Origin of the sequence: Aliihoeflea aestuarii (assembly GCF_024105665.1) — a bacterium.
Classification (GTDB): domain Bacteria; phylum Pseudomonadota; class Alphaproteobacteria; order Rhizobiales; family Rhizobiaceae; genus Aliihoeflea; species Aliihoeflea aestuarii.
Map to the genome: position 1 here is coordinate 621,770 of NZ_JAAAMK010000002.1, position 23,319 is coordinate 645,088.

The 23,319-nt window shown below is 61.4% G+C and carries 21 protein-coding genes and 2 pseudogenes; 10 read left to right on the forward strand and 13 right to left on the reverse strand.

Annotation, left to right across the window (positions count from 1 at the left end; all coding sequences use genetic code 11):
* Positions 1-61: 61 nt before the first annotated feature.
* The 5 genes and pseudogenes from GTW25_RS07395 (at position 62) to GTW25_RS07415 (ending at position 5,643) form a co-directional block, all read left to right on the forward strand.
* A complete protein-coding gene (locus GTW25_RS07395) occupies positions 62-928 on the forward strand; it encodes a branched-chain amino acid ABC transporter permease (RefSeq protein WP_252911327.1) in 867 nt (288 codons plus the stop codon).
* Positions 925-1,887, forward strand: a complete 963-nt coding sequence (locus GTW25_RS07400) for a branched-chain amino acid ABC transporter permease (RefSeq protein WP_308206233.1) — start codon at positions 925-927, stop codon at positions 1,885-1,887. The genes GTW25_RS07395 and GTW25_RS07400 overlap by 4 nt, the downstream gene beginning before the upstream one ends.
* Before the next feature lie 205 nt (positions 1,888-2,092).
* Positions 2,093-2,824, forward strand: a complete 732-nt coding sequence (locus GTW25_RS07405) for an ABC transporter ATP-binding protein (protein ID WP_252911329.1) — start codon at positions 2,093-2,095, stop codon at positions 2,822-2,824.
* A pseudogene (locus GTW25_RS07410) lies at positions 2,817-3,521 on the forward strand (ABC transporter ATP-binding protein); the annotation flags it as partial. The gene GTW25_RS07405 and the pseudogene GTW25_RS07410, both read left to right, overlap by 8 nt.
* A 661-nt stretch (positions 3,522-4,182) precedes the next feature.
* Positions 4,183-5,643 carry an aldehyde dehydrogenase family protein gene (locus GTW25_RS07415; protein ID WP_252911331.1) on the forward strand — a complete coding sequence of 487 codons (1,461 nt, stop codon included), beginning with the start codon at positions 4,183-4,185 and terminating at the stop codon, positions 5,641-5,643.
* A gap of 41 nt (positions 5,644-5,684) precedes the next feature.
* Here the strand turns inward: GTW25_RS07415 and GTW25_RS07420 are convergent, their stop codons facing one another.
* The gene (locus GTW25_RS07420) at positions 5,685-6,452 is read right to left on the reverse strand and encodes an IclR family transcriptional regulator (RefSeq protein ID WP_252911333.1); all 768 of its coding nucleotides are present in this window, start codon (positions 6,450-6,452) and stop codon (positions 5,685-5,687) included.
* A 118-nt stretch (positions 6,453-6,570) separates the two neighbouring features.
* Between GTW25_RS07420 and GTW25_RS07425 the strand changes: the two genes are divergently transcribed.
* The 4 genes from GTW25_RS07425 (at position 6,571) to GTW25_RS07440 (ending at position 11,244) form a co-directional block, all read left to right on the forward strand.
* Positions 6,571-8,334 (forward strand): thiamine pyrophosphate-requiring protein, encoded by a 1,764-nt coding sequence (locus GTW25_RS07425; RefSeq protein WP_308206234.1) that lies wholly within the window; start codon positions 6,571-6,573, stop codon positions 8,332-8,334.
* 64 nt (positions 8,335-8,398) lie between these two features.
* A complete protein-coding gene (locus GTW25_RS07430) occupies positions 8,399-9,400 on the forward strand; it encodes a TRAP transporter substrate-binding protein (protein ID WP_252911335.1) in 1,002 nt (333 codons plus the stop codon).
* 76 nt (positions 9,401-9,476) lie between these two features.
* Positions 9,477-9,953 carry a TRAP transporter small permease gene (locus GTW25_RS07435; protein ID WP_252911337.1) on the forward strand — a complete coding sequence of 159 codons (477 nt, stop codon included), beginning with the start codon at positions 9,477-9,479 and terminating at the stop codon, positions 9,951-9,953.
* Positions 9,946-11,244, forward strand: a complete 1,299-nt coding sequence (locus GTW25_RS07440; protein WP_252911339.1) for a TRAP transporter large permease — start codon at positions 9,946-9,948, stop codon at positions 11,242-11,244. Before GTW25_RS07435 ends, GTW25_RS07440 begins: the two co-directional genes overlap by 8 nt.
* A gap of 128 nt (positions 11,245-11,372) precedes the next feature.
* Here the strand turns inward: GTW25_RS07440 and GTW25_RS07445 are convergent, their stop codons facing one another.
* From GTW25_RS07445 to GTW25_RS07485, 9 genes and pseudogenes are all read right to left on the reverse strand, one after another.
* Positions 11,373-12,167 carry an ABC transporter permease gene (locus tag GTW25_RS07445; RefSeq protein WP_252911342.1) on the reverse strand — a complete coding sequence of 265 codons (795 nt, stop codon included), beginning with the start codon at positions 12,165-12,167 and terminating at the stop codon, positions 11,373-11,375.
* A gap of 3 nt (positions 12,168-12,170) precedes the next feature.
* Complete coding sequence (locus GTW25_RS07450) at positions 12,171-13,052, reverse strand: ABC transporter permease (RefSeq protein ID WP_252911345.1); 882 nt, start codon at positions 13,050-13,052, stop codon at positions 12,171-12,173.
* Positions 13,049-14,164 (reverse strand): ABC transporter ATP-binding protein, encoded by a 1,116-nt coding sequence (locus tag GTW25_RS07455; RefSeq protein ID WP_252911347.1) that lies wholly within the window; start codon positions 14,162-14,164, stop codon positions 13,049-13,051. The genes GTW25_RS07450 and GTW25_RS07455 overlap by 4 nt, the downstream gene beginning before the upstream one ends.
* 154 nt (positions 14,165-14,318) lie before the next feature.
* Positions 14,319-15,374, reverse strand: a complete 1,056-nt coding sequence (locus GTW25_RS07460; RefSeq protein WP_252911348.1) for an ABC transporter substrate-binding protein — start codon at positions 15,372-15,374, stop codon at positions 14,319-14,321.
* 113 nt (positions 15,375-15,487) lie between these two features.
* Positions 15,488-16,156, reverse strand: coding sequence for an RraA family protein (locus GTW25_RS07465; RefSeq protein ID WP_252911350.1), 669 nt, complete (start codon positions 16,154-16,156; stop codon positions 15,488-15,490).
* A 14-nt stretch (positions 16,157-16,170) separates the two neighbouring features.
* On the reverse strand, positions 16,171-16,971 hold the full coding sequence (locus GTW25_RS07470; RefSeq protein ID WP_252911352.1) for a carbon-nitrogen hydrolase family protein: 801 nt from the start codon (positions 16,969-16,971) through the stop codon (positions 16,171-16,173).
* Positions 16,972-17,076: 105 nt separating this feature from the next.
* Positions 17,077-18,003, reverse strand: coding sequence for a LysR family transcriptional regulator (locus tag GTW25_RS07475; RefSeq protein WP_252911354.1), 927 nt, complete (start codon positions 18,001-18,003; stop codon positions 17,077-17,079).
* 527 nt (positions 18,004-18,530) lie between these two features.
* Positions 18,531-18,746, reverse strand: a pseudogene (locus GTW25_RS20660) (porin); the annotation flags it as partial.
* A 170-nt stretch (positions 18,747-18,916) separates the two neighbouring features.
* Entirely contained in the window at positions 18,917-19,192 is a 276-nt protein-coding gene (locus GTW25_RS07485) for a hypothetical protein (RefSeq protein ID WP_252911356.1), read from the reverse strand.
* A 535-nt stretch (positions 19,193-19,727) separates the two neighbouring features.
* Between GTW25_RS07485 and GTW25_RS07490 the strand changes: the two genes are divergently transcribed.
* Complete coding sequence (locus GTW25_RS07490; protein ID WP_252911357.1) at positions 19,728-20,186, forward strand: molybdopterin cofactor-binding domain-containing protein; 459 nt, start codon at positions 19,728-19,730, stop codon at positions 20,184-20,186.
* Positions 20,187-20,688: 502 nt separating this feature from the next.
* Here the strand turns inward: GTW25_RS07490 and GTW25_RS07495 are convergent.
* The 3 genes from GTW25_RS07495 to GTW25_RS07505 form a co-directional block, all read right to left on the reverse strand.
* Complete coding sequence (locus tag GTW25_RS07495) at positions 20,689-21,552, reverse strand: SDR family oxidoreductase (RefSeq protein WP_252911358.1); 864 nt, start codon at positions 21,550-21,552, stop codon at positions 20,689-20,691.
* A gap of 66 nt (positions 21,553-21,618) precedes the next feature.
* Entirely contained in the window at positions 21,619-22,239 is a 621-nt protein-coding gene (locus GTW25_RS07500; protein ID WP_252911459.1) for a class I SAM-dependent methyltransferase, read from the reverse strand.
* Positions 22,240-22,364: 125 nt separating this feature from the next.
* The gene (locus GTW25_RS07505; RefSeq protein ID WP_252911359.1) at positions 22,365-23,309 is read right to left on the reverse strand and encodes an SDR family oxidoreductase; all 945 of its coding nucleotides are present in this window, start codon (positions 23,307-23,309) and stop codon (positions 22,365-22,367) included.
* Between the last annotated feature and the right edge of the window lie 10 nt (positions 23,310-23,319).

Below are 23,319 nucleotides of genomic sequence, written 5' to 3' on the forward strand. Positions count from 1 at the left end.
TCACGCGAAATAAGGCTCCCCGGCAGAAGCGCCGGGGAGCCGTCGACCAAGGGTTTCGGGAATGCAGATTATCGTCACGGGCATATTGCTGGGCGGCACCTACGCGCTGATCGCGTTGGGGCTGACGCTGCAATACGGCGTCGCGCGCATCATGAACCTCGCCAATGGCGAGACGTTCGTGGCCGCGTGCTTCATCGCCTTCTGGCTGTTCACCGCCATGCAGATCAACCCGCTCGTCGGGCTGGTCATCATCGCGCCGGCGGCCTTCGCGATCAACTGGGCGATCTATTCCGTTCTCCTGAAACCGCTGGTCGACCGGGCGAAGAACCGGGGCATGCTGGAAGTCGATTCCATTCTGGCAACATTCGGCCTCCTGTTCCTTCTGCAAGGGCTGATGCTGCTGGCCTTCGGCGGCTCGTATTTCTCCTACACCTTCCTTGCCGAGCGTTTCATGATCCTCGGCAATCCGTTCGGGCTGAACCGCGTGGTGGCGTTCGTCGCGGCCGTGGTCATTGCCGTAGCGCTCTACTGGTTCCTCTACCGCACCCGTCACGGAACGGCCGTGCGCGCGGTCGCGGTCGATCCGAACTCCGCCAAGCTCGTCGCGATCGACGTGGCCAAGACCGCCGCCTTCGCCTTCGCGCTCGGCGGCGCACTGACTGCCTGTGGCGGCGCGCTGCTCTCTACCTTCTATACGTTCAACGCATCGATGGGCGTCGTCTTCACCATGAAGGCGCTGATCATCGTGATCATGGGCGGCGTGGGCGACGTGCGCGGTGCGGTGCTGGCCGCGCTGATCCTCGGCATCACGGAGACGGCGGTTGCGAGCCTCATCGATCCCGGCCTCACGATTGCGGCGACCTACGCGCTCTTCATCATCGTGCTCCTCTTCCGCCCGCAGGGCATGTTCGGAAGGCAGACGACATGATGCGGCTCGACAATACCGAAATCCGCATCGGGTTTTTCGGCGCGCTCGCCGTGGCGGCGCTGGCGACGCTGCCGCTGTTCAGCCAGGGCTATTATCTGTCGCTCGGCGTGAACCTGATGCTCTATGCGGCGCTGTGTACGGCGTGGTCGCTGTTTTCCGGGCCGACGCATTACATTTCGCTGGCGACGGCGGCGTTTTTCGGCCTCGGCACCTATACGGTCGGGCTGTGGGTCGATCACGTCTCGTTCCCGCTTCTTGTGCTGGGTGGCGGGCTGGTCGCCGCCGGCCTTGCGGCGCTCGTCGGTCTCGCTACGCTACGGCTGTCGGGCGTCTACTTCGTCATCTTCACGCTGGGCCTTGCCGAACTCGTTCGCCAAATCGTCTCATGGACGCAGACGAAGGTGTCGACCCGAATGGGCCTCTATGTCTTCACCGACTTCACCGAGGTTCACATCTACTGGATGCTGCTGGCGCTGACCGTCGCCGTGTTCGTCACTGGCTGGCTGATCGGCCGTTCGCGGCTGGGCTTCGCCATGAAGATCATCGGCAATGACGAAACGGTCGCCCGCCATGTCGGCATCGATACGGCACGAGCGAAAATCCTGCTGTTCATGATTTCCGGCGCGTTCATCGGCATTGCCGGCGCGATCTCCGCCCCACGCTATGCCTATATCGAGCCGCCGTCGGCCTTCAATCCGATGATCTCGTTCCTCGTCGTCATCATGGCGCTGCTGGGTGGCACGAAGCGCCTGTGGGGGCCGCTGGTCGGGGTCATTCCCTTCACCATCCTGTTCGATCAGGTTTCGGCGCAGTTTCCGAACCACACGCCGATCGTCATGGGGCTGGCGTTTCTTGCGATCGTCTATCTGCTGCCGGATGGGGTGACGGGGCGGCTGGAGCAGCTTCGGGCGCGGATGAAGCGGCCGCGCGAAAAGTTGGGCGAGGAGGTGCGGGCATGAGTCGATATGGTCGCATTTCTTCACGCTCCCCTCTGTCCTGCCGGACATCGCCCCCGCGAGGGGGGAGATTATTCGCTTCATCGCCGCGCTCTGACGATTGTGAGGCAGGCCAGGTGCTCGACGTGCTTGATCTCCCCCCTTGCGGGGGAGATATCCGGCAGGACAGAGGGGGGCAACGTCGAGCGCCTTTGCCTGGAGGTCGGCCATGAACGCCATCCTTTCCGTCGACCACGCAAGGCGTACCTTCGGCGGCCTTATCGCCGTCAACGACGTGTCCTTCGACGTACGCGAGGGTGAGCTTCTCGGCCTGATCGGGCCGAACGGGTCGGGCAAGACGACGATGCTCAATTTGATTTCGGGCGCGCTGAAGCCGACCGCCGGCGAAATCCGGCTGAAGGGCGAGCGACTGTCGGGCCGCTCCGCACACCACATCGCCCGGCAGGGCGTGGCGCGGACATTCCAGCTCGTGCGCATCCTGCCGTCGATGACGGCGGAGGAGAATGTGATGGCCGGCGCGGTCTTCGCGCGCAACCGGCTGTGGGGCAGTGATGCGCGCGCTCTTGCGCGTACGCTTCTGGCGCGCGTCGGGCTGGAGGGCCGCGCCGACATGGCGGTATCCGCCATGACCTATATCGACCAGAAGCGCATCGAACTGGCCCGTGCGCTGGCAAGCGACCCGCGCGTGCTTTTGCTCGACGAATGGCTCGCCGGGTTGAATCCGACCGAACTCAAGATCGGCATTGCGCTGATCGACGATCTGCGCCGCGAGGGGCGCACGATCATCATGGTCGAACATGTGATGGATGCGATCCGCACGCTGTGCGACCGCTGCGTCGTCATGAACACCGGCAGCAAGATCGCCGAGGGCGATGTTGCAGAGGTTCTGGCCGATCCTCAGGTCGTCCGCGCTTATCTGGGGGACGACGAAGATGCTTGAGGTTCACGACCTCGGCGTCCGCTACGGCCGCCACATCGCGCTCGACGGCGTGTCGCTCAAGGTCGCCAAGGGCGAAATCTGCGTCATGCTGGGCGCGAACGGGGCCGGCAAGTCGAGTCTGCTGAAAGCGATCGCGGGCATGGTTTCGACCATGCCCGGCACGAAGGCGGTGATGAACGGCAAGCCGATCACCGCGATGAAGGCCCACAAGATCGTTGAGGAAGGCATCGCGCTGGTGCCTGAAGGGCGCGGTATTTTCGGCGAACTGACCGTAGCCGAGAATCTGAAGCTCGGTGCGTTCGCGGCGCGGGCGCGCGGCGACGAAGCGGCGACGCTCAGGCGCATCTACGAATTGTTCCCGCGTCTTGCCGAGCGCAAAAGCCAGATCGCGCGCACCATGTCGGGCGGCGAGCAGCAGATGGTGGCGATCGGCCGCGCGCTTATGTCGAAGCCGGACATCTTGATGCTGGACGAGCCGTCGCTCGGCCTGTCGCCGCTTTTATCCAAGGAATTGTTCAAGTCGCTGAAGACGGTAGCGGCGACGGGGGTCGGTATCCTTCTGGTCGAGCAGAACGCGCGGCTCAGCCTCAAGATCGCCGATCGCGGCTATCTGATCGAGAACGGGCTGATCACCGGCGAGGATACGGCTATCAATCTGATGAACGATCCGGCCGTCGCCAACGCTTATCTGGGCGGCGGCAAGCCGGACGGCGAAAAGCGCACGGCGAGCCGCGGCATCGCGCTGCCGCCTTTCCTCGGACTCCCGTCGTCGCTGGAAGGCATCGCGCGCATGGCCGGTGATCTGGCGCGGCGCGCGGGCGTGATCGGGCAGGCCTTCGTGCGCCATCTGCGGCGGGAGACACCGGCACCGAGCGCATTCATCGGGCGCTACGATCCGAAGGCGGGGCCGGATCCATGGGAGGTCGCTGCAAGTGAATTGACGCAGTCGAAGCCGGTTGCGCGGGAGGCCAGTAGCCTGTCGGATCAGGCAGGCGAATTGGCGCGTCGTGCGCAGGAGCGGCTGGCGCGACATGTCGAGACGCAGCGCCTGACGCGGCGACATGCGTTCCCGGTGCCGAAGCCTCGGGTGACGGAATCGGCGAAAACGGCGGACGGCACTTATGGCATGGTTGGCCACAACAGCGCCGGCTATGATCTCAACGATGAGGCGAGGCCCCGCATCGACTATTCCGACATGGCCGCGCGCGCAGCGTCCATTCAGGCGCGGCATATCACCGGGCGCCGCAAAACACCGACCGCCTTCATGGTCTCGCCACAACCGGCGGTGACGCTCGATGACGGCGTGCAACCCGAAACCAAATCCCCCAAGAAGCGAAAAAAGCAGAAGGAGACCTGATATGGCTCGCGTTTTCGAAGGCATGTATATCGGCGGCGGTTGGACCGCCACGAAGAAGACCTTCAAGGATTTAAACCCGTCCGATGGCTCCGTCTGGGCCGAGGTGCCGGATTCCGGCAAGGCCGAGACGACCGCCGCGATCGAGGCCGCGCACGCCGCGTTTCCCGAATGGTCGAAGCTGCCCTTTTCCAAGCGGGCGCACTACCTGCACAAGGCGGCCGAGATCTGGGAACGGCGGAAGATGGAAATCATCGACGCGATTCAGGCCGAAGGCGGTGGCTGGTTCGGCAAAGGCATGTTCGAGACCGGCTATGTGCCGGAAGTCTTCCACGCCGCCGCCGCGTCCGTATGGAACGCGACGGGTGAGGTGCTGCCGTCCGAATATGGCAAGGTGTCGATGGCCGTTCGCCGTCCGATGGGCGTCGTCTCGGTCATTTCGCCATGGAACTTCCCGTGCATCCTGACGGCACGCGGCTTCCTGTTCCCGCTCGTCGCGGGCAATACGATCGTCCTGAAACCTTCCGAGGAAACGCCTTATCTCGGCGGGCTTCTGTTCGCCGAAATCTTCGAGGAAGCGGGCCTGCCGAAGGGCGTCTTCAACGTCGTCACCTGCTCGCGCGAGAATGTGGCTGAAGTCGGCGACGAACTGATCGAGCATCCTTACGTGAAGGGCATTTCCTTTACCGGATCGACAGCCGTCGGCCGCCAGATCGCGGCAAAGGCGGGCGCGCATCTGAAGAAGTGCTGCGTCGAACTCGGCGGCAAGGATTCGCTCATCGTGCTCGAAGACGCCGAGATGGAGCGCGCCACGCAGGCGGCCAATTTCGGCTCGTTCATGCACCAGGGCCAGATCTGCATGTCGGTCGAGAAGGTGCTCGTCCACGAGAAGATCTTCGATGACTTCCTGGCGAAGTTCGTGGAGCGCGCGAAGAAGCTCAAGGTCGGCGATCCGACGCTGAGCAAGGAGCACATCATCGGGCCGCTCATCAACGACAAGCAGGTCGCACGCGTGAAGGAACAGCTCGACGACGCGATCGCCAAGGGTGCGAAAGTGGTGCTCGGCGGCAAGATCGAGGGCCGCTTTGTCGAACCGACGATCCTGACGGGCGTGACGCCCGACATGAAGCTCTATCAGGACGAGACGTTCGGCCCCGTCGTGCCGGTCATCCCGTTCCGCACCGACGACGAGGCGATCGAAATCGCCAATGACAGCGAATACGGGCTTTCGGCGGGCGTCATGACAAAGGACGAAGCGCGGGGTCTTGCGATCGTCAACAGCCTCGACACGGGCAACTGCCATATCAACTGTTCGTCGGTGAATGACGAGCCGCACGTCCCGTTTGGCGGTTTCAAGGCATCCGGTGTCGGCAAGCATGGCGGCCGCTGGTCGCTGGAGACGTTCACGGAAACGCGCTGGATCACCCTCGATCGTGGCGGTCGCCCCTATCCGCCGATGTTCTGACGACGGGAGAAAGGCCGGGTGCGAGCCCGGCCTTTCTTCACTTAAGTTTCCGAGTCGCCGTAAAGATGCAGCGACAGGTTTTTCGCCGCGTCTCGCAGAGCCGGAATGAACCCGTCCATGGCCTCGTCGCTCATGCGCGCTGAGGCGCCGAATACGGACAGGCCGCAGATCATCTGTCCGGATCGTGCGAGGACCGGAACGGCAATGCCGTGAATCTCGCTTTCGCGTTCGCCGCGATTATAGGCGACACGCTTGCGACGCACGTCGTCGAGTTCGGCTTCCAGTTTCGCCCTCGTCGTCGCGGTCGCCTCCGTCATGGTCCTGAAATCCGTCCGCTCGAAATACCGATCGAGATCGGATTCCCCGAGCTGTGCCAGCCACAATTTGCCATGCGCGGTCGCGTAGGCCTCCAGCCGCGAGCCTTTGCGAACATCGACGAAGAGCGGCCGGTCTGCAACCGCCTTGGCGATACAAACCGCCGCCTCGCCGTCGAAAATGGTCGCCATCGACCCCTCGCCGAGGTCTCGCGTCAGCTTTTCCAGAACAGGCTGGACGGCGCCCGCCAGGCTTCCGGGGTCGGCCGCGCGCTTGCCCAGATCGGCAATCGCGTAGCCAAGCCGATAGCTGCCTCGCGATACGGCGACGAGCGCGCCGGTTCGCTCCAGCGTGCGCAAGAAGCGGTGTGCGCTGACCGCGTTCATGCCGAACCGCGTGGCAAGTGTTGCCGCCGAAATCTGCTCGATCCCCTCGTTGAAGAGCGAGAGGATTTCGAACGCCTTAACGACCGAGTTGTTGATTTGACTGATCAAATTTCTGCCGTCGCGGGCTTGGCGACGCCTTCCATGCTGAAAACCGACAATTGCAGATTGACAAGGTGAGCCGCTACTGTCAATTTTTAGATATATAAATTACACATATAGCAATATCATGAATGCAGACGTCATACCCAGCTTTTCCGGATTTCCCGCCTCTTCCGGCGAGGACAAGGCAGACGTCGTCAAGATGACTGCCGGGGGCGCATTGCTAGCGCGGCTCAAGGCCGTCGGCGTCGATTACATCTTCGCCAATTCCGGCACCGACTTCCCACCCATTATCGAGGGGTTGGCCGAGGCATCGGCAAAGAACATCGATTTGCCGCAGGCGCTGGTGATGCCGCACGAATCCGCTGCCATGGGCATGGCTCATGGCTACTATCTGGCGACGCGCCGCGCGCAGGCGGTGATGGCGCACACGAATGTGGGACTTGCAAATTGCGCGATGGGCGCGATCAACGCCGCAGCCGAACAGATTCCCGTCCTGCTGTTTTCCGGTCGCACTCCGACGACGGAAGAAGGCAGACTTGGCACACGCACGGTTCCCATAGGATGGGGACAGGAAATGCGCGACCAGACGGCCCTGGTACGTGAGGCTTCCAAGTGGGATTACGAACTGCGCTTTCCCGAGCAGGTGCCGCAACTCGTCGACCGTGCATACGCCATCGCCAATTCGACGCCGCCCGGACCGGTCTATGTCAGCCTGCCGCGCGAGACGTTGTGCGAATCGATCGAATTCAAGGCGCTATCCGCGCCCGCGACGATGAAAGCCGCGCGTGCCGCCGCTCATCCCGACAGCCTCGCGGATGCAATCAAGCTTCTGGCGGCCGCCGAACGCCCGCTGATCATTGCGCAGCGGGGCTGCGGCGACGCGACGGGCTTCGAGGCGCTTGGACAACTGGCGCAGGATTGGGCCATCCCGGTCGTCCAGTACTGGGCGATCCAGCTTGCGATTTCCGCCGATCATCCGATGTCGGCGGGCACCGATCCCGCGCCCTATATCGGTGATGCGGATGTCGTTCTCGTCATCGACAGCCTCGCGCCCTGGTCCCCTGACACTCACAAGCTGCGCGACGACGCGAAGGTCATCCAGATCGGCCGCGACCCGCTCTATGCCCGTTTTCCGATCCGCAATTTCGCCGCGCATGTATCGATCCAGGGTGCGGTCGAAGATGTGCTCGCGTCCCTGCATAAGGGGCTGGAGCCGCACCGGGTGGACGCCGCTTCCCGCATCGAGACACGGCGCGCGCCGATCGCGCAGCAGGCCAATGACCGCCGACGCCGCGTGACGGTTCAGGCGCGCAGCGGCGGCGGCGAGCCGATGACGAAGGACTTCGTCAGCCTGACTTTGTCCGAGGCGCTTTGGGATCGGGACGCCGCCATACTTTCCGAACTCGGATGCCCGCTCGAACCGCTGCAGCTCAAGCGGCCGAACTCTTGGTATCAGGAGCCGCATTCCGGCGGCCTCGGCTGGGCCTTTCCGGCTGCGCTCGGCATGTCGCTCGCCAATCGCGACCGGCTGACGATCGCGACGATGGGCGACGGTTCCTACCTCTTTTCGAACGCACCTGCCTGCCACCAGATCGCCGAAGCGCTCGAATTGCCGGTGCTGGTGTTGGTTTTGAATAACAGCGAATGGGGCGCGGTGCGCAATTCGGTGCTCGGCATTTATCCAGACGGCTACGCGGCAAAAAGCAACGCGATGCCGTTGACATCGCTCAACCCCACGCCGGACTTCACCAAGATCGCCGCCGCCAGCCGCGCGTGGACTGCAAGCGTGCGAGACGGGGGCGCTCTGCCGCAGGTTCTCGCCGAGGCCATTCACCATATCGAAACCAAGCGAAGCCAGGCGCTCGTCGAAATCGCGATACGTGCCTGACGAGAGGAACGAAACGACCGGCGAAGCGGAGGACAATTGCTTCGCCATCACGAAAGGGAGAGAGATGAAGATCATTGCCAATGCCACCGCGCTGGTTCTTCTGGCCACCGCATCCGCCGCCGCGCAGGACGTCGACCTACGTTTTTCGACCTGGTTGCCACCTAAACATGGCGTCCACGAGGGTTTGGAAAAATGGGCCGCATCAATTCGCGAACAAAGCGGAAATACGATCGACGTGACGCTCTACCCGGCCGAGCAACTGGGCCGTGCCAACGATCACTACGACATGGCGCGTGACGGCATCGCCGATCTGTCTTTCCTCAATGTCGGCTATCAGGCTGGACGTTTTCCGATCGCCGAGGCGATCCACCTGCCCTTCACGGTCGCCAGCGGCATTGGCGGCTCGACGGCCTTCGACAGCTGGTATCGTGAACATGCCCAGACCGAAATGGCGGACGTGAAATTCTGCCTCGGCTTCGTCCATGAACCGGGAACGATTCACGCCAAGACCGAAATCCGCACACCGGACCAGATGCGTGGCCTCAACATCCGCTCCGCGCACGCGACGATGGCGAATTACGTGACTGCGCTCGGCGGCTCCAACGTGCGCGTATCAGCGCCTGAAAGCCGCTCGGCGTTGGAATCTGGCGTGGCGGATGCCGTCACCTTCCCCTGGGAATCCGCGATCATCTTCGGTCTCGACAATGTCGTGAACTATTCGATGGATGCGCCGCTCTATGTGTCCGGCTTCGTATGGGTCATGAACCAGGGCACCTACGACGCCATGACCGACGAGCAGAAGTCCGTCATGGATGCACATTGCTCGACCGAGTGGGCAACCGAGATCGCCTCGACCTGGAGCGCGCATGAGAAGGCGGGGCACGAAGCGCTCGAAGCCAAGGCCGGTCACACCGTTTACGCGTTGACGCCTGAGGAAATCGGAGCGTGGCGAGAAGCCGCCGCTTCCCTGCACGACAGCTGGCTCGCAGCGGCCGGACCGAACGGGGCCGACGCCCTTCAGGGGCTCGAAGCGGCGCTCGAAGCTGAAGGCGCCAAGGTCGAATAACACAACGTCAACAACGCCCGATCGGCCGCGACGTCGCGGCCGGCCGCCTATGCGCCGGCCTTGAGGACACCACGATATGAGACGCCTTCTTTCCGCAATCGAAATGCTTGCCGGTTTCGCACTGGCACTCGTCGCGGGATTGATCTTCCTGACGGCGGCTTTGCGCTACGGCCTGTCGACCAGCCTGCCGGACGGGTTCGATCTGGCGCGCTATCTTCAGGGTATCGCGCTGATGTGGGGCATGTCCGTCGCCACCTATCGCAGCGGGCACATCAAGGTCGATCTCGTCTGGGAGTTGTCTGGCCCGCGCATGCAGCGCGCGATCGATATCTTCGCGGCTTTCGTGACCGCTGCCTTCTTCTGCGTCTTCGCATGGGCGCTCATTGACGGCCTCGGCGGGCGCATTCGCTCGAATGAACTGACCGCAGACATGCGCATCGTGGTCTGGCCGTTCTACCTCACCGCTATCCTCGGCGTCGTCGCGACCGCCCTCGTCTCGCTCGTCGTGCTTTTCAGATCATTCCAACCGACGGACAGTCACGCACATGGATAGGGAAATCGTCGCCATAGGCGGCTTCGTCGTTCTTTTCGTCCTGATGTTCCTGCGCGTTCCCGTCGGCATCGCAATGGCCATCGTCGGATTCGGCGGGTTCGGTCTGCTGACCGGTTGGACAGCCGCCTTCCGGCAGCTTGCGCAGTCGCCGCTGTCAACCGTTATGGACTTCAACCTGTCGGTCATTCCGATGTTCATCCTCATGGGCGCGTTCGCATCGGGCTCCGGCATGTCGCGCGATCTGTTCGCGGCGAGCCGCGCCTGGCTCGGACACTGGCGCGGCGGCCTGGGCATCGCCACCATCGCGACCTGCGGCGGCTTCGCCGCGATCAACGGTTCTTCGGTGGCAACGGCGGCGACCATGACCCAGGTCGCGCTGCCCGAACTGCGAAAGGCGGGCTATGGCGACAAGCTGTCGACCGGCATGATCGCGGCCGGCGGCACACTCGGCATCATGATCCCGCCTTCCGTCATTCTCGTGCTCTACGCGATAATCACCAACCAGGACGTGACGCGGCTGTTCATTGCGGGCGTCATTCCCGGCCTGCTCGGCATCGTGATGTATGCCATTACCGTGCGCATTCTGGTTGCGAGACGCTCGGATGACTTTCCGCCGGCGGAAGCCGTATCCTGGAACACACGTTTCTCGACGCTGCTGGCCGTTTGGCCCGCGATCGTGCTGTTCGCTTTCGTGCTTGGTGGACTTTATGGGGGCCTTTTCACGATCACCGAAGCAGCGGGCATGGGCGCGGTCGGTGCGCTTCTGATCGGCATCGCGCAAGGGCGGCTCGGACCGAAGCAGATCATGGAATGCTTCATAGCGTCGTTGCGCACGACGTCGGCAATCTTCCTGATCGTCATCGGCGCCTATCTGTTCGGCTACTTTTTGACGATCACGCAGACCACGCAGAACATGGTCGAGTTTCTGGTGAATCTGCCGTTCGGCCCCTACGGCATCCTGTTGCTCGTCATCATGGTCTATATTGTGCTCGGCGCGGTGATGGACGAACTCGCGATCATTCTTGTGACGATACCGGTGGTGTTCCCGGCGATCGTGCAACTTGGCTTCGACCCGGTCTGGTTCGGCATCGTCATCGTCATGACCTGCACGCTCGGCATGATCACGCCGCCGGTCGGGATGAACGTCTTCGTCATCAATTCGATCGCACGGGACGTCTCGCTCGGCACCGTCTATCGGGGCGTCGTACCGTTCGTCCTTTCGGATGTCGTCAGGCTGTTCCTCATCTGCGCATTCCCGGCGATCGCTCTCTTTTTGCCAAATACAATGTGATGGCCCACCGCACGTCGACTTCTTTTTGTAGGATGGTGACGGCATAAAAAAGCCTTCCGTTCGCGCTCACGGGAACGGTCCGCTTCCGGCCAAGTCAAATTCGGGCAGATGTAATTTCTTAAAGGTTCTCAGCTCTTGCCGACGGCCTTGTTGAGGCCCATCGTGCGCTCCACGATCAGGACCACCGCAACAGTGCCAAGGATCAGGAATACCGAAGCGGCGGCGACGAGCGGATCGGCGCGCGTATCTACATAGCGGTAGAGTTCGACAGGCAACGTGGTGATGCGTGGGCCGACGACGAAGAGCGAGATGACAACCTCATCGAACGAGACGAGGAACGCCAGCGCGGCGGCCGCCACGATTCCCGGCGTCATCAGTGGCAGTGTCACACGCCGAAACACCGTAAACGGCGTTGCGCCGAGACTAGAAGCGGCTTCCTCCACCTGATGCGGCAATGTCGAAAGGGCGGTCGCCAGCACGCGCAGCGCGTAGGGCAAGGTAACGACCAGATGGGCAAGGACGAGCCCGGGAAAGGTTGAGATGAGCCCGACGCCGACGAAGACGATCAGGATCGCAAGGCCAAGCACAATCGAGGGCAGAAGCAGCGGCGCGGTGAACAACGCGAACAGCGCCTCGCGGCCAAAGAAGTCCATTCGGGCGATGGCGTAGGCTGCCGGAATCGCGATGACCAGAGACAGGATCGTCACGACCGACGCGAGACCGAGGCTCGTCCACAATGCATTGATCAGTACCCGGTTCTGCGGCAGCGCTTCATACCAGCGCAAGCTCCAGGATGATGGCGGGAACGACATAAAGCTGTCGCCCGAAAAGCTCATCGGGAAGACAAGAAGCACTGGTGCCAGCAGGAAAATGAACAGCAGGCCGACGACGATGGTGAAAGGAATCGAGTTCTTCTGTTCCATCGATCAATCCAATGCCTTGACGATACGCGAATAGACGACGAGCGCCGCGCCGAAGATGACGAGAACGAGCATCGAGAGCGAAGCGGCGAGCGGCCAGTTCAACAGCACGATCGACTGGTCGTAGATTTCGGTCGCGAGCAGGAAGACCCGACCGCCGCCGAGAAGCTTCGGTGTGACAAAGGACGAGATCGACAGAACGAAAACCAGAAGACAGCCAAGCGCAATGCCCGGCGCAGTCAGCGGAATGGTGACGCGCCGGAGTGTGGTGAATCTCTTCGCGCCGAGCGATTGCGCCGCTTCTTCCAGCCGCGGATCGAGCCGCCCGAAACCGGCCATCAGCGACAGGATCATATAGGGCATCAGGATTTCGATAAGGCCGACGACAACGCCGAAATTGTTGAAGATCAGACGGGCGGGTCGCTCGACCAGACCCGTACTCATCAGGAAGGCGTTGATGAGACCCTGATCCCCCAGGATGATGACCCATCCATATGTGCGCACGACGGCACTGACCAGCAGCGGCGAGATCACCATCAAAGTCAGGATACTACGCCATTTCGGGTCTGCGCGATGGATGAAGAGCGCTATCGGATAAGACAGGATCAGCGTCACGATCGTGATGATCGAGCACAGGTAGATCGAGTTCCAAACGAGCTCCAGATAAAAGCCGTCCGTCATCACATCGATGTAGGTTTGCAGCGTCAGCGTCTCGCGGATCGCGCCGCCCGCAACGGGTTCGTTGAGGCTCATGCGCAGAAGGCTGAAGGTCGGCCAAAGAAACGAGATCGCATTAACGAGCAGAATCGGAAGAATGAGGATCGGGACGAGTTGGCGTCCGTTCAGCCTGAACGGCGACCGTGCCGGCTCGGCTTGCGCGGCGTTCATGCCTGGGCTCCGAACACGATCGTGTCGTCCGGCGACCAGCGCAGTTCGACCTCGTCTCCGTGCGAAAAGGTGCGGCTGTGGCCGCCCGTCGCGGTTTCCACCGCAAGTGTGACGCCGTCGGTGAGTTCGACGGAATATTCGAGGATGTCGCCGACATAGGTTGCGCGCGCGATCGTTCCATGCGCCACATTGCGGCCGTCGGAAGGAGTTCCGCGCTTCACCATTTCAATGCGATGTGGACGGATCATCATCGTGACGTCGCCGCTTTCGCCGACATTCCGGGTCGTCTTGAATGTGCGCTCGGCGACGGTGATGGTGGAGTTGTCTCTCATCTGGCCGGGCAGCTTATTGATGCGCCCGACGAATTCGGCGACGAAAGGCGTCGCGGGCCGCTCATAGATATCCTGAGGCGTACCGATCTGTGCCAGCCGCCCCTTGTCCATGACGGCGATACGGTCGCACATCGACAGCGCCTCGACCTGATCATGGGTGACGAAGACACTGGTGATGCCGAGCCTCTGCTGGATGTCGCGGATTTCCACGCGCATCTGGTCGCGCAGCTTGGCATCGAGGTTGGATAGCGGCTCGTCGAGAAGCAGGATGCTCGGCTCGATGACGAGCGCGCGCGCCAGAGCCACACGCTGCTGCTGACCGCCTGACAGTTCGCGCGGGCGGCGTTGAGCAAGATGGCCGAGTTGGACAAGTTCGAGCGCCTTGGCAACACGCGCCTTGAGCTGATCCCTGGCGATGCCGCGCATTTCGAGCCCGAAGGCCACATTGCGCTCGACGCTCATGTGCGGAAAAAGGGCATAGCTCTGGAAGACAAGGCCCATGTCCCGGTCGTGGGCGGGCAACGACTGGATTTCGCGCCCGTCCACCAGAATGCGCCCGGATGTCGCCGAAGAAAGGCCGGCGATCATACGCAAGGTTGTCGTCTTGCCGCAACCGGATGGTCCGAGGAGTGCAATCAGTTCGCCGCGCCTGACCGAAACATTCAGATCCTCGACCGCTTGGAAATCGCCGAAGCTCTTTTGAAGGTGGTCGAGCAGAAGATGCGCGTCCCCTTCTTCTGCGCCGGGTGCTTGCGTGGCGACGGGACTGGTTGCGAGCATATAGATTCTCCTGCCTGTGCGGCTTCGTAACGATCTGCTCTGTGGCGGACCGTTCGGCCTTCGGGCTTGCCTCCTGCACGAGTGCCGGCAGGCTATCACGTCGGGATGAGGAAGAGCATATCGCAGGCACGAACCTGCGATATGCAGTCGTATCCTAGCGGCTGCGCGGAATGATCTCGCGGCGCCAGCGCTCGGTCAGCGCCTCACGGAACTGTGCAACCTCAAGCCAGTTGATATCTATCATCGTTTCCATGCGCTCAGGGGTGGCGGCCGTGCGATCGAGGGCTTCAGTCGACGGCTCGGATTTTTCGTTGGTGGGCGCGTAGAACATGCGCTCGGTAAAGAGGGCTTGCGCCTCCGGCGACAACGCGAAGTTCATGAAGGTCTTGGCGGCTTCCTCGTTGGCGCTGCCCTCGACCGTGCCGATCACGTTAATCTGGTACACTGATCCTTCGGAAGGGATGACGACGCCCATCGAACCGTTCGACTGATCCGAGAATATCTGGCCGCGCGCATTCCAGCCGATACCGATATCAGCCTGTGCGTTCATGATCGGCTGGTAGGGATCGGGCGTCGGCTCCCAGGTTTGAACGAGCGGCGCGAGTTCGGCCATCTTCTCCACGCCCGCATCGAGCCCGTCCAGGTAGGATTCTCCCCCGGCAAGCTGGTTCGCAATGATCGTCAAGGCGACGCCCTGAATGTCAGGTGCGGCTGGAATGATCACACGTCCTTCGCGCGCGGGGTCCCAGAGGGCTTCCCAACTGGTCGGCGCCTCGCTGATGGCGCCGGTGTTGTAAAGAAGAACGAGATTGTCGAATGTGACGGCAGCCGCGTTCACGCCTTCGGTGAAGGCGGTGTCGTAGAGATCGTTGAGATTGGTGACAGCGTCACGGTCGAGTTCGGCAAGCAGGCCTTCATCGGTGGCGGCCTTGGCGACCGAGACATCGAAAATTACGACATCGACCTGCGGGGCTGAGCGCTGCGCACGCAATGTGCCGAGCGTGGCTGCCGAATTCGCCATCGGGTAGTAGTTTACCGTGATGTCGGGATATGCCTCTTCAAACGCGGCGATGACGGTATCCATGTATTCGGTCTGGAATATGCCGTCATAGGACGCGATCGTTACTTCTCCTGACTGTGCCTGTGCGGCGTTGAGGGACTGCATAAAGGCCAGGGCGGCGATGCCGCCCATCAATAGTTTCGTTTTCATGCGCACTCTCCCGTTGTTGATTTTTGTTTCCCCTAAGGCGGCGCCATCCGGCCCACCTTCCATTTTTGTTGTCGAAGCCTGAGTTCCGAATCCGGCGATTTTTGCTGCGCCGGTCAGCCTGTTGCGTTTGCCGCCACGATCTTGTCGGTCGCACCGGAGATCACGGGAAGCTTTTCTCCATTTCGAAGGCGTTCCAGAAGCGTGATCTCCCGCTCCTGCATGGCGATGGCGCGTTCGGCGATCGAACGGGCTTGAGCAGGCTTCAGAACCAGGACGCCGGATTCGTCGGCAAGAATCGCATCGCCCGGCTCGACGGTCTGACCGCCGACGCTGACCGGCACGTTGAACGCACCTTCGAGGCCCAGAAGCTTGGTGGTGATCGGCGACGGGCCGGCGCACCAGAGCGGCATCTCGACCTTGCGCACTTCCGAGAAATCGGTCGCGGGTCCGTCGATCACCCCACCTTTGATACCCGCAAGCTTGGCCGCGTGGGTGACGACGCCTCCCCAGCAGGCATGGCGCGTGTCTCCACAGCGATCGATGACCAGAAAATCGCCGGGTCGCACCAACGACAGGACGTGGTGCAAAAGGGTGGAATCGGCTCCGGGAATGCGAAGGGTTACCGCCGTGCCGGCAACCCGTTTTTCAGGCAGGACCGCGCGCAGGCGCGGATCGACGAAGCCTGAATGAAGGATATGGCCGACCGTTGCGGTCTCGACCTTTTCCAAAAGGTCGATCGTCTCTGCGGGAATCTGTGGGGGAAGTTCATTGATGACGAACATGATGCTGACTGCTCTCAAAGAACGTGGTGGTTAGCGACGGGAAGGTTTTGACGGACCGTTTCCAGGTAGGGGAAATCGAGCCGCGCGACGGCAAGACCGACCTGATCGCCGGCCTGCGCGATCACATGCCCCCACGGATTGACGGCCATCGTGTGGCCGTAGCAGGCCTTCTTGCCATCCGCATGCGTGCCGAACTGACCAGTCGCAAGGAAATAGGTCTGCGTTTCGACTGCGCGTGCGCGAGCCAGAAGCTCCCAGTGATCCTTGCCCGTCATCAGCGTAAAGGCTGCGGGAAGCATGATGACTTCAGCACCCTTGTCGCGCAGTGCCTGGAACAGTTCAGGGAAACGGATGTCGTAGCAAATGGAACATCCCACAGTGCGTCCGTCGACCTCATAGGTCACCACATCCTCGCCGCGGGCGATCGTCTCGCTCTCGCGGTGGCGCGCTCCGCCGGGAACGTCGACATCGAAAAGATGGATCTTGCGGTAGCGGGCAACCTCGTCGCCGGACCGGTTAAACACGACGGTGGTGTTGTAGAAAGAATTTCCATCCTTCTCGACGATGGAGCCGCCGTGGACGTAGTAGCCGTGCTCGGCCGCCTTCGCCTTCATGAGCGCATATGCGTCACCATCGGGGAACGTCTCGGCGCTGGCGTGGAATTCATCGGGGCTGTTGCCGAGCAAGGCCCAGTATTCCGGGAGGACGACGATGTCCGGTTTTTCCTGGGCTGCCTCGTCAAAAAGTCGGGCCGCGTCGGCAAGATTTCCAGCCTTATCGCCCTGGCTGTTCATCTGGATTTGGACGATCTTCATGTTTCTCCATCCCATGAGGTTCCGTATCGGCAGGAGGGTGATGCAGGATGATGCGGTCTGTCCAACGCGAAATTTTTTTCCAAATCTACAAAATAAATTTGTAGATCATGTTGGGTTGCCGGCCTTTTCCATAAAGTTTTTCTTTTTATCCACGTAGTTCGCTGCAACCTCCACAGCCATCATGGCGATGCTGCCGGGCAGGATGGAATGACCGTCGTCTACATAGGATGCGTGAACGAGAAGGGGCGGAAAATCCGGCGTCACGTCGAGAATCTCGAGCCCCTTTGCAGCCGCCTCTTCCTCGATGAGTACAGTGGGCAGGGCGGCCACTCCGATACCGTCGCGCGCCAGCCTTACCTTGGTTGCAAGCGAGTTCGATTCGAATACGAGAGGCGTTTCGGCGCCGGCTGCCAGAAGAAGCCTTGCCAGCCAGGCATGCGGCTTGGAGCCGGCAGGAAACGAGATGATCGGATGCGCCGCGAGTTCCCTTATGGTCACAGGTCGCCCACCCAGCCCGTAGACCGGCGAAGCGACCCATGAGCAGCGATAGCGACACAGCTCCAGATTGAGGATATTCTGGCCGATGACCGGCCCCATCAGAAGGCCGATGTCCAGTTCGTTTCGCAGCAGCATGTCATTGATGGCGAGGCTGGTGTCGACATAAAGCTCGAAGCGCACATTCGGATAGCGCAGGCGCGCCATATCGATCAATTCGACCAGCCAACTCAGCGAGATCGTGTCGATCACCCCGAGCCGCAAGGTGCCGCGCTGGCTTTCCGGATTCGAAACTTCCGCCACGAAATTGCGCACCAGGGACACGATCGTCTGTGCGCGTTCCTGGGCCTTTATGCCATGCGACGTAAGCTGGACGCTACGGCCCTCGCGTTCGAACAGACGAACGCCCAGCTCATCCTCGAGGCTGGCGATCCGCGCCGAGACAGCGGCCTGCGTGATGTTCAGCTTATCGGCCGCCGCCGAGAAGCTCTTCAGGCGAGCGACCCACAGGAAGGTTTCGAGAAACTTGAGGTTCATAGGTGCGGCTGTGACCGAATAATCGTCTCATGTGCCGTTCTGCGCATGAGCCTGATAAAAGGCTTCGAGTGACGTGAACTGGGCATTGGTAGTTTACGCCAACTATGCGGATTTTTTCAGGAATGTTTCACGCTGACGTAATGAATAGAATTTCAAACGGGGAATGATCGAGAGTGTTACAAAAAGTGCTCCCCCAAATGTCTCATCACAAATAGCAGTTGACCTTTTCGAAATGGCAAAGCGAACAGTCCGCTGTCGGCACGGCTCTGCCGTTGAGCAGAAGTTAGGAGAACGGCAGGTTCCGGCAGCGACGCGAGTAACTGGAGCGGCGCCGCCTCGATCTCATCCTGACGGAATCCCGCGACTGTCGTAATTTAGATCGTGATGACGTTACGCTGCACCATATCCTGAATTTTGAGGTAGTTGGCGCATTCTGCGGCCGGAAAGAGGTCGAGGAGTTTGCCTATGCGCCGCCAGGTCGCTTCCTTTGTGCGTTCGGCGGCGGCGCGCAGCAGGTTGACCTGGTTGTCGCTGGTCGCGCCAACCTGATAACGAATTTCCCCACCAATGCGCAGGCACGTTTCCGTTCCTGGTATATAGAAGAAGCCGGCGCCTTATACATCGCAGGTGCGAACGTATTCGACCGGCTCCGGTTCGGCATAAATAATGGCGTCGGACGCTTGAGCGACCGATGCGATCGCCAGGCCGGATGTAGACCCGATAATAAGTACCTTGAAATTCATGGCTAACCTCCAGCTAAACCAGTTGAATTGTGATTGTCGCCGCCTTGTGGATCAGAGCGATGGCTTGGAATGCGGAGAAATTATTCCTTTCTCCGACACAGGCATCCTGCTTTGCGATGCCCATGGCATGGGCATCGCTGATCTCTCTGTTGTTCGTGACCGCGCTTTAATCAGCGCCCGCCGTTTTCAACCGGGATGGAGACGTTGCTGAGTGGTGGCTGAGCACCCTCAGTGCGCGTGACGTTACGGGCAGATTCTTCGCCGATCGACGCTGTCGTCAGCGTCTCGTCCACCGTCGAGCCGGTTCGAAAAGCCGGGACGGTGCGGTCGCGATTAAGCTCCTCAAGTACGGAGGCGCTGTAATCGCCCACCGTATATGGCGGCTCGGCGAAAGCTGATCCAGTCAATCCAAGTACCAAACAGGAGGCAACAGTAATGCGTTTCATAGTCTTTATTCCTTGGTGAATGTTCCCCTCCAGGGGGCGAAACGGATCGGAGGGGATAGAAAGTCGATACTGCACCGTCGATCGATGCCAGACGCCTTCAGCGAGGTCGGAATGCAGCCCGTTTCGATAATTGGGATAGACGGCGCTTGTCGCAGGACTGTGCCGCGCGTGTCGCGTACTGTACCGAATTGTATCGGTGCAGACGCGAGGGGTGCGACGGGCCGAGTATTGACACGGACTGAGACACTTGAAGCCCGACCGGCCCAGGAAATTTGGCCGCGTTCCTTCTCGATCTCGAGGCGAAGAGGCCATGATCAGCCGTCCCGGCAGGACATGTTCCGCGGGACTTCGAGTTCGTTAAGCTGGCCAGCCCTGCGCGACAAATCCGCGAACGATGAGGCGTTGCGCCTCGCGTGGGCCGTCAAACGCAAAACCGGGGGCGCCCGACACAGGCGCCCCCGGTTCTGTTGACTATCGCCGCCGCCTTCTTGCAGACAGTCCTCGTGGCCTTGCAGTGTTCGAAGAGGTGTTGCGCATGTCGGATTTCGGCAACGCACCCGAAGGCCGCGCGCATGGCCTTGCCTTTGCCGGATACAAGGCAAGCAGGGGAGCGGGCGTAGCCGAAGTCTCCGTCGACGACGATACCGGCCGCATTAAAGTGCACCGGTTCTGGGCAGCAGTGGACGTTGGCACAGTCATCCACCCCGACAATCTGATTGCGCAGGTCGAGGGCGGCATTCTGTTCGGCCTGTCCGGTCTGCTGCGCGAGCGCATCAGCATAAGCGGTGGGATGGTCGAGCAGTCGAATTTCCACGACTACGATTTGCTGCGCATGGCGGATATCCCCGAAATCACCGTACACGTCATTCCGTCATCGGAATCGCCGACCGGCGCGGGCGAACTCGGCGTGCCGATGACAGGGGGAGCGGTATCTAATGCCGTCTTCGCCCTTAACGGTACAAGGCTGCGGCAGATGCCGTTTCAACCGGCCTGATGTGAGCTAATCCCGATTAGCGGATTAGAAGCAACCACTAAAGGCGGGTGGCAAATGCGCCGCCCGCCTTTAGTTACTCGTATCGTAGATCAATCGGCCGTAACGGGCCGGTCAAGCCGTCGCGACTGTTGCTAAGGGACAAGGTTCCGCCGTACAAGTTTCCGTCCAGACCGCTGCGATCTCGGCGAGTATGGACAGAGCCAGCATCGATGCGTCGCGCATCGAGGGAAGCAATCCAACCGGCCCTGAATCCGAGCGATCTTTTCTGGTCCCTGACCGCCCGCCATTGGCTGCCACAGCCATCATTGCCTTGGTGCCCTAACGCCGCCGCCCTCAGTTCTCGTTATGACAACGAGCGCTGCGTCGCCAGTTTCTCGCCATGCCAGCCAGGCGGCCAGGACGTCCTGCGCGTGTTCGGCAATTTCATCATGATGATCGTCACCCGCTTTGTCCGGCAGGCAAGGTCGGCGCGGTTTCACACGCGACGTCCCCCCGGGGAGTGTCAGGCAATTCCGCCATTGGCAAAAACATTCTGGCCGTTGATCCAGGCCCCACTTTCGGAACACAACATCGCGATGACGTCGGCGATGTCCTCAGGCTCGCCCAGACGACCCAAAGGCGTTGCCTCCGGTATGCCACGAAGCGCATCCTCTCCATGCTGACGAAGCAGTTGCGTGTCGACAGCGCCGGGTGACACGGCGTTGACGGATATGCTGCGCCCGTCGAGTTCCTTCGATAACGCGCGAACGAAGATCTCCTGATCTGCCTTGCTTGCGGCATAAGCGCCGGTTCCGGGGGGCGTTTGACGAATGATGCTGGAACTCAGTGCAATGATCCGTCCACCGTCGCGGGTGCGGCGTGCGGCCTCGCGCAACGTGTTGAACGAACCCTTGACATTGGTTGCCATCATCCGATCGAACGCTTCATCGGTTGTCTGGGCAAATAGACCGACATTCATGATGCCAGCTTTGGCGACGACCACATCCACGCCACCGAAAGCCTCGTCATTGGCGTCGAACACGGCGCGCAGAGCGACCGGATCGGCTACATCGCCCTGGCATAAGATGGCCCGGCCACCTGCCGCTTCGATGTCGGCGACGACTTCAGCGGCCAGATCGTGATTGGTCAGATAGTTCACGGTCACCGCATATCCCTCACGCGCAAGGCGTTTGGCAGTGGCGGCTCCGATGCCTCGAGACGAACCGGTGATGACAGCGGCGCGACCGGCGCCGGGCAAAGCGCTCGGGGCGGAGGCAGACGTCTGGGCAGAAGCTACTCCTGCGAGTGCAAGAGTGGCCGGAGCAGCGGCCGCCAGCGTCAGAAAATTGCGGCGGGAATCGTCATGTGTCTCGGACGTTTTGGTCATTGGTACTCTTTGTCTCTGTCACAATAAGGTGGAAAATTGCGTGACGTGTGTTTCAACTAGCCCGGTTCAATTGCCAGCTTTGGGCAACTGAGGAACAAAAGCGGCGGCGCGTCGGAGCCTGTAGACGGATGCGGGAGGCAGATTGGCGAATGTGCCGCTGATGCGTTCTGCCTTGAGGCCAAGACGCTCCAGTACGGCGAGCGAAACCGGGCAGCGGGGGCCATAGGTGAACTGGTAAAACGCGCCGTCGGTCGACAGTTTGCCAAAGGCTGACCGCAAGATTGCCTCGACCTTCTTTTCCGGCATCGATAGGAGCGGCAGGCCGCTTACGACGGCTCCGGCATATCGGCCGCCGAACAGGTCGACCGTGTCCAACTCCGCCGCGTCGATGCAAAGCGTTTGAGCATGCGGAAAGGCAAGAGAAAGAGCCCGGGCAAAAGGCTCGCCGAACTCGACGAGTGCAAGGTCCTCCTCACGGACACTGCGTGCCAGAAGTGCGCGCGTGAAGGGGCCGGTGCCCGGTCCAAGCTCGATCACCGGACCGGTCGAACCCGAGATTTCCGCCGTCATCAGCCGGGCGAGAGCTGTGCTGGAGGGAGCGATCGCTGCTACACGCAAGGGCGAGCGGAGCCACGCGCCGAAGAAGCGGAAAGTTTCCCGGATGCGATCCAGACGCGCCGGCTGCATCTTGGTGTCGGGCAGCGGTGTGGCCGGGCTCTGTCCGGCTCTGCGTTCGGCGAAAGCGGTGACGAGCAAACCAACGGCATTCAACGCAGCGATGCCGGTGACGAGAGTTCCGAACGTGTCCATATTCAATCGACCAGAACAGCGTTTGGCGTTTTGCCGAAGGTGACCCCGGCCAGTTCCTCGGACACGTCCCAGAGTTTGCTGGCGACATGCCTTTCACGGGCAGCGGGCGGCACCTTTGCTTCGCCGGGAAAGCCGCGAACCTCTACGATCCCTGTCGGCCCGTAATATGTGGACGCGCGCGCATCCGGTGAGGTCGCCGCGAAAAGGGTCGGAAGAGCGCCTTGCGCCACTGGCTGGAAAAGGAACCAGAGCGCGGAGCGGGCGATGCCCTGCACGCTGTAGCGACCCGGCGCATTGTGCAGGAGGTTGGTTCTGGAGACGCCGGGATGAGCCGCGATACTCGTGATCCCCCAATTCGCGTTGTCGCTGCGCCGTTGCAGTTCGTAGGCGAACATGAGGCAGGCGAGCTTCGACTGGCTGTAGACGGACATGGGTTTGTAGTCCCGTTCGGCCTGGAGATCGTCAAAGTCGATCCGGCCGTTCCGCGCGGCGATGCTGGAAAGCGTCACCACGCGCGGCGCGCTCGACTTGCGCAGCAGCGGCAGAAGATGCGCCGTTAGCGCGAAGTGGGCAAGATAGTTGACCCCGAATTGAAGCTCGAAGCCGTCGCGGGTCACCTCGCGGCGCGGCGGTGTCATGACGCCAGCATTGTTGATCAGGACATCGATCTTGTTTCGTTGCGCAGCAAGGCGGCTGCCGAAGGCTTCCACCGAAGCCAGGTTCGCGAGATCGACAGGCTCGAAACTCACCGTGGCAAGACCGTAAGCGTTCTTGATGCTGGCCACCGCCGCAGCGCCCTTTTTCGGGTCGCGCCCCGCAATGATGACGTCTCCTCCTGCCAGAGCCAGCGCGAGCGCATCCTCGAAACCAAGGCCGCCTGTGCCGGTGACGACGATAGTACGACCTCGCTGAGAGGGGATGTCTTCAGTGGTCCAACGCTTGGTCATGACGGGCTCC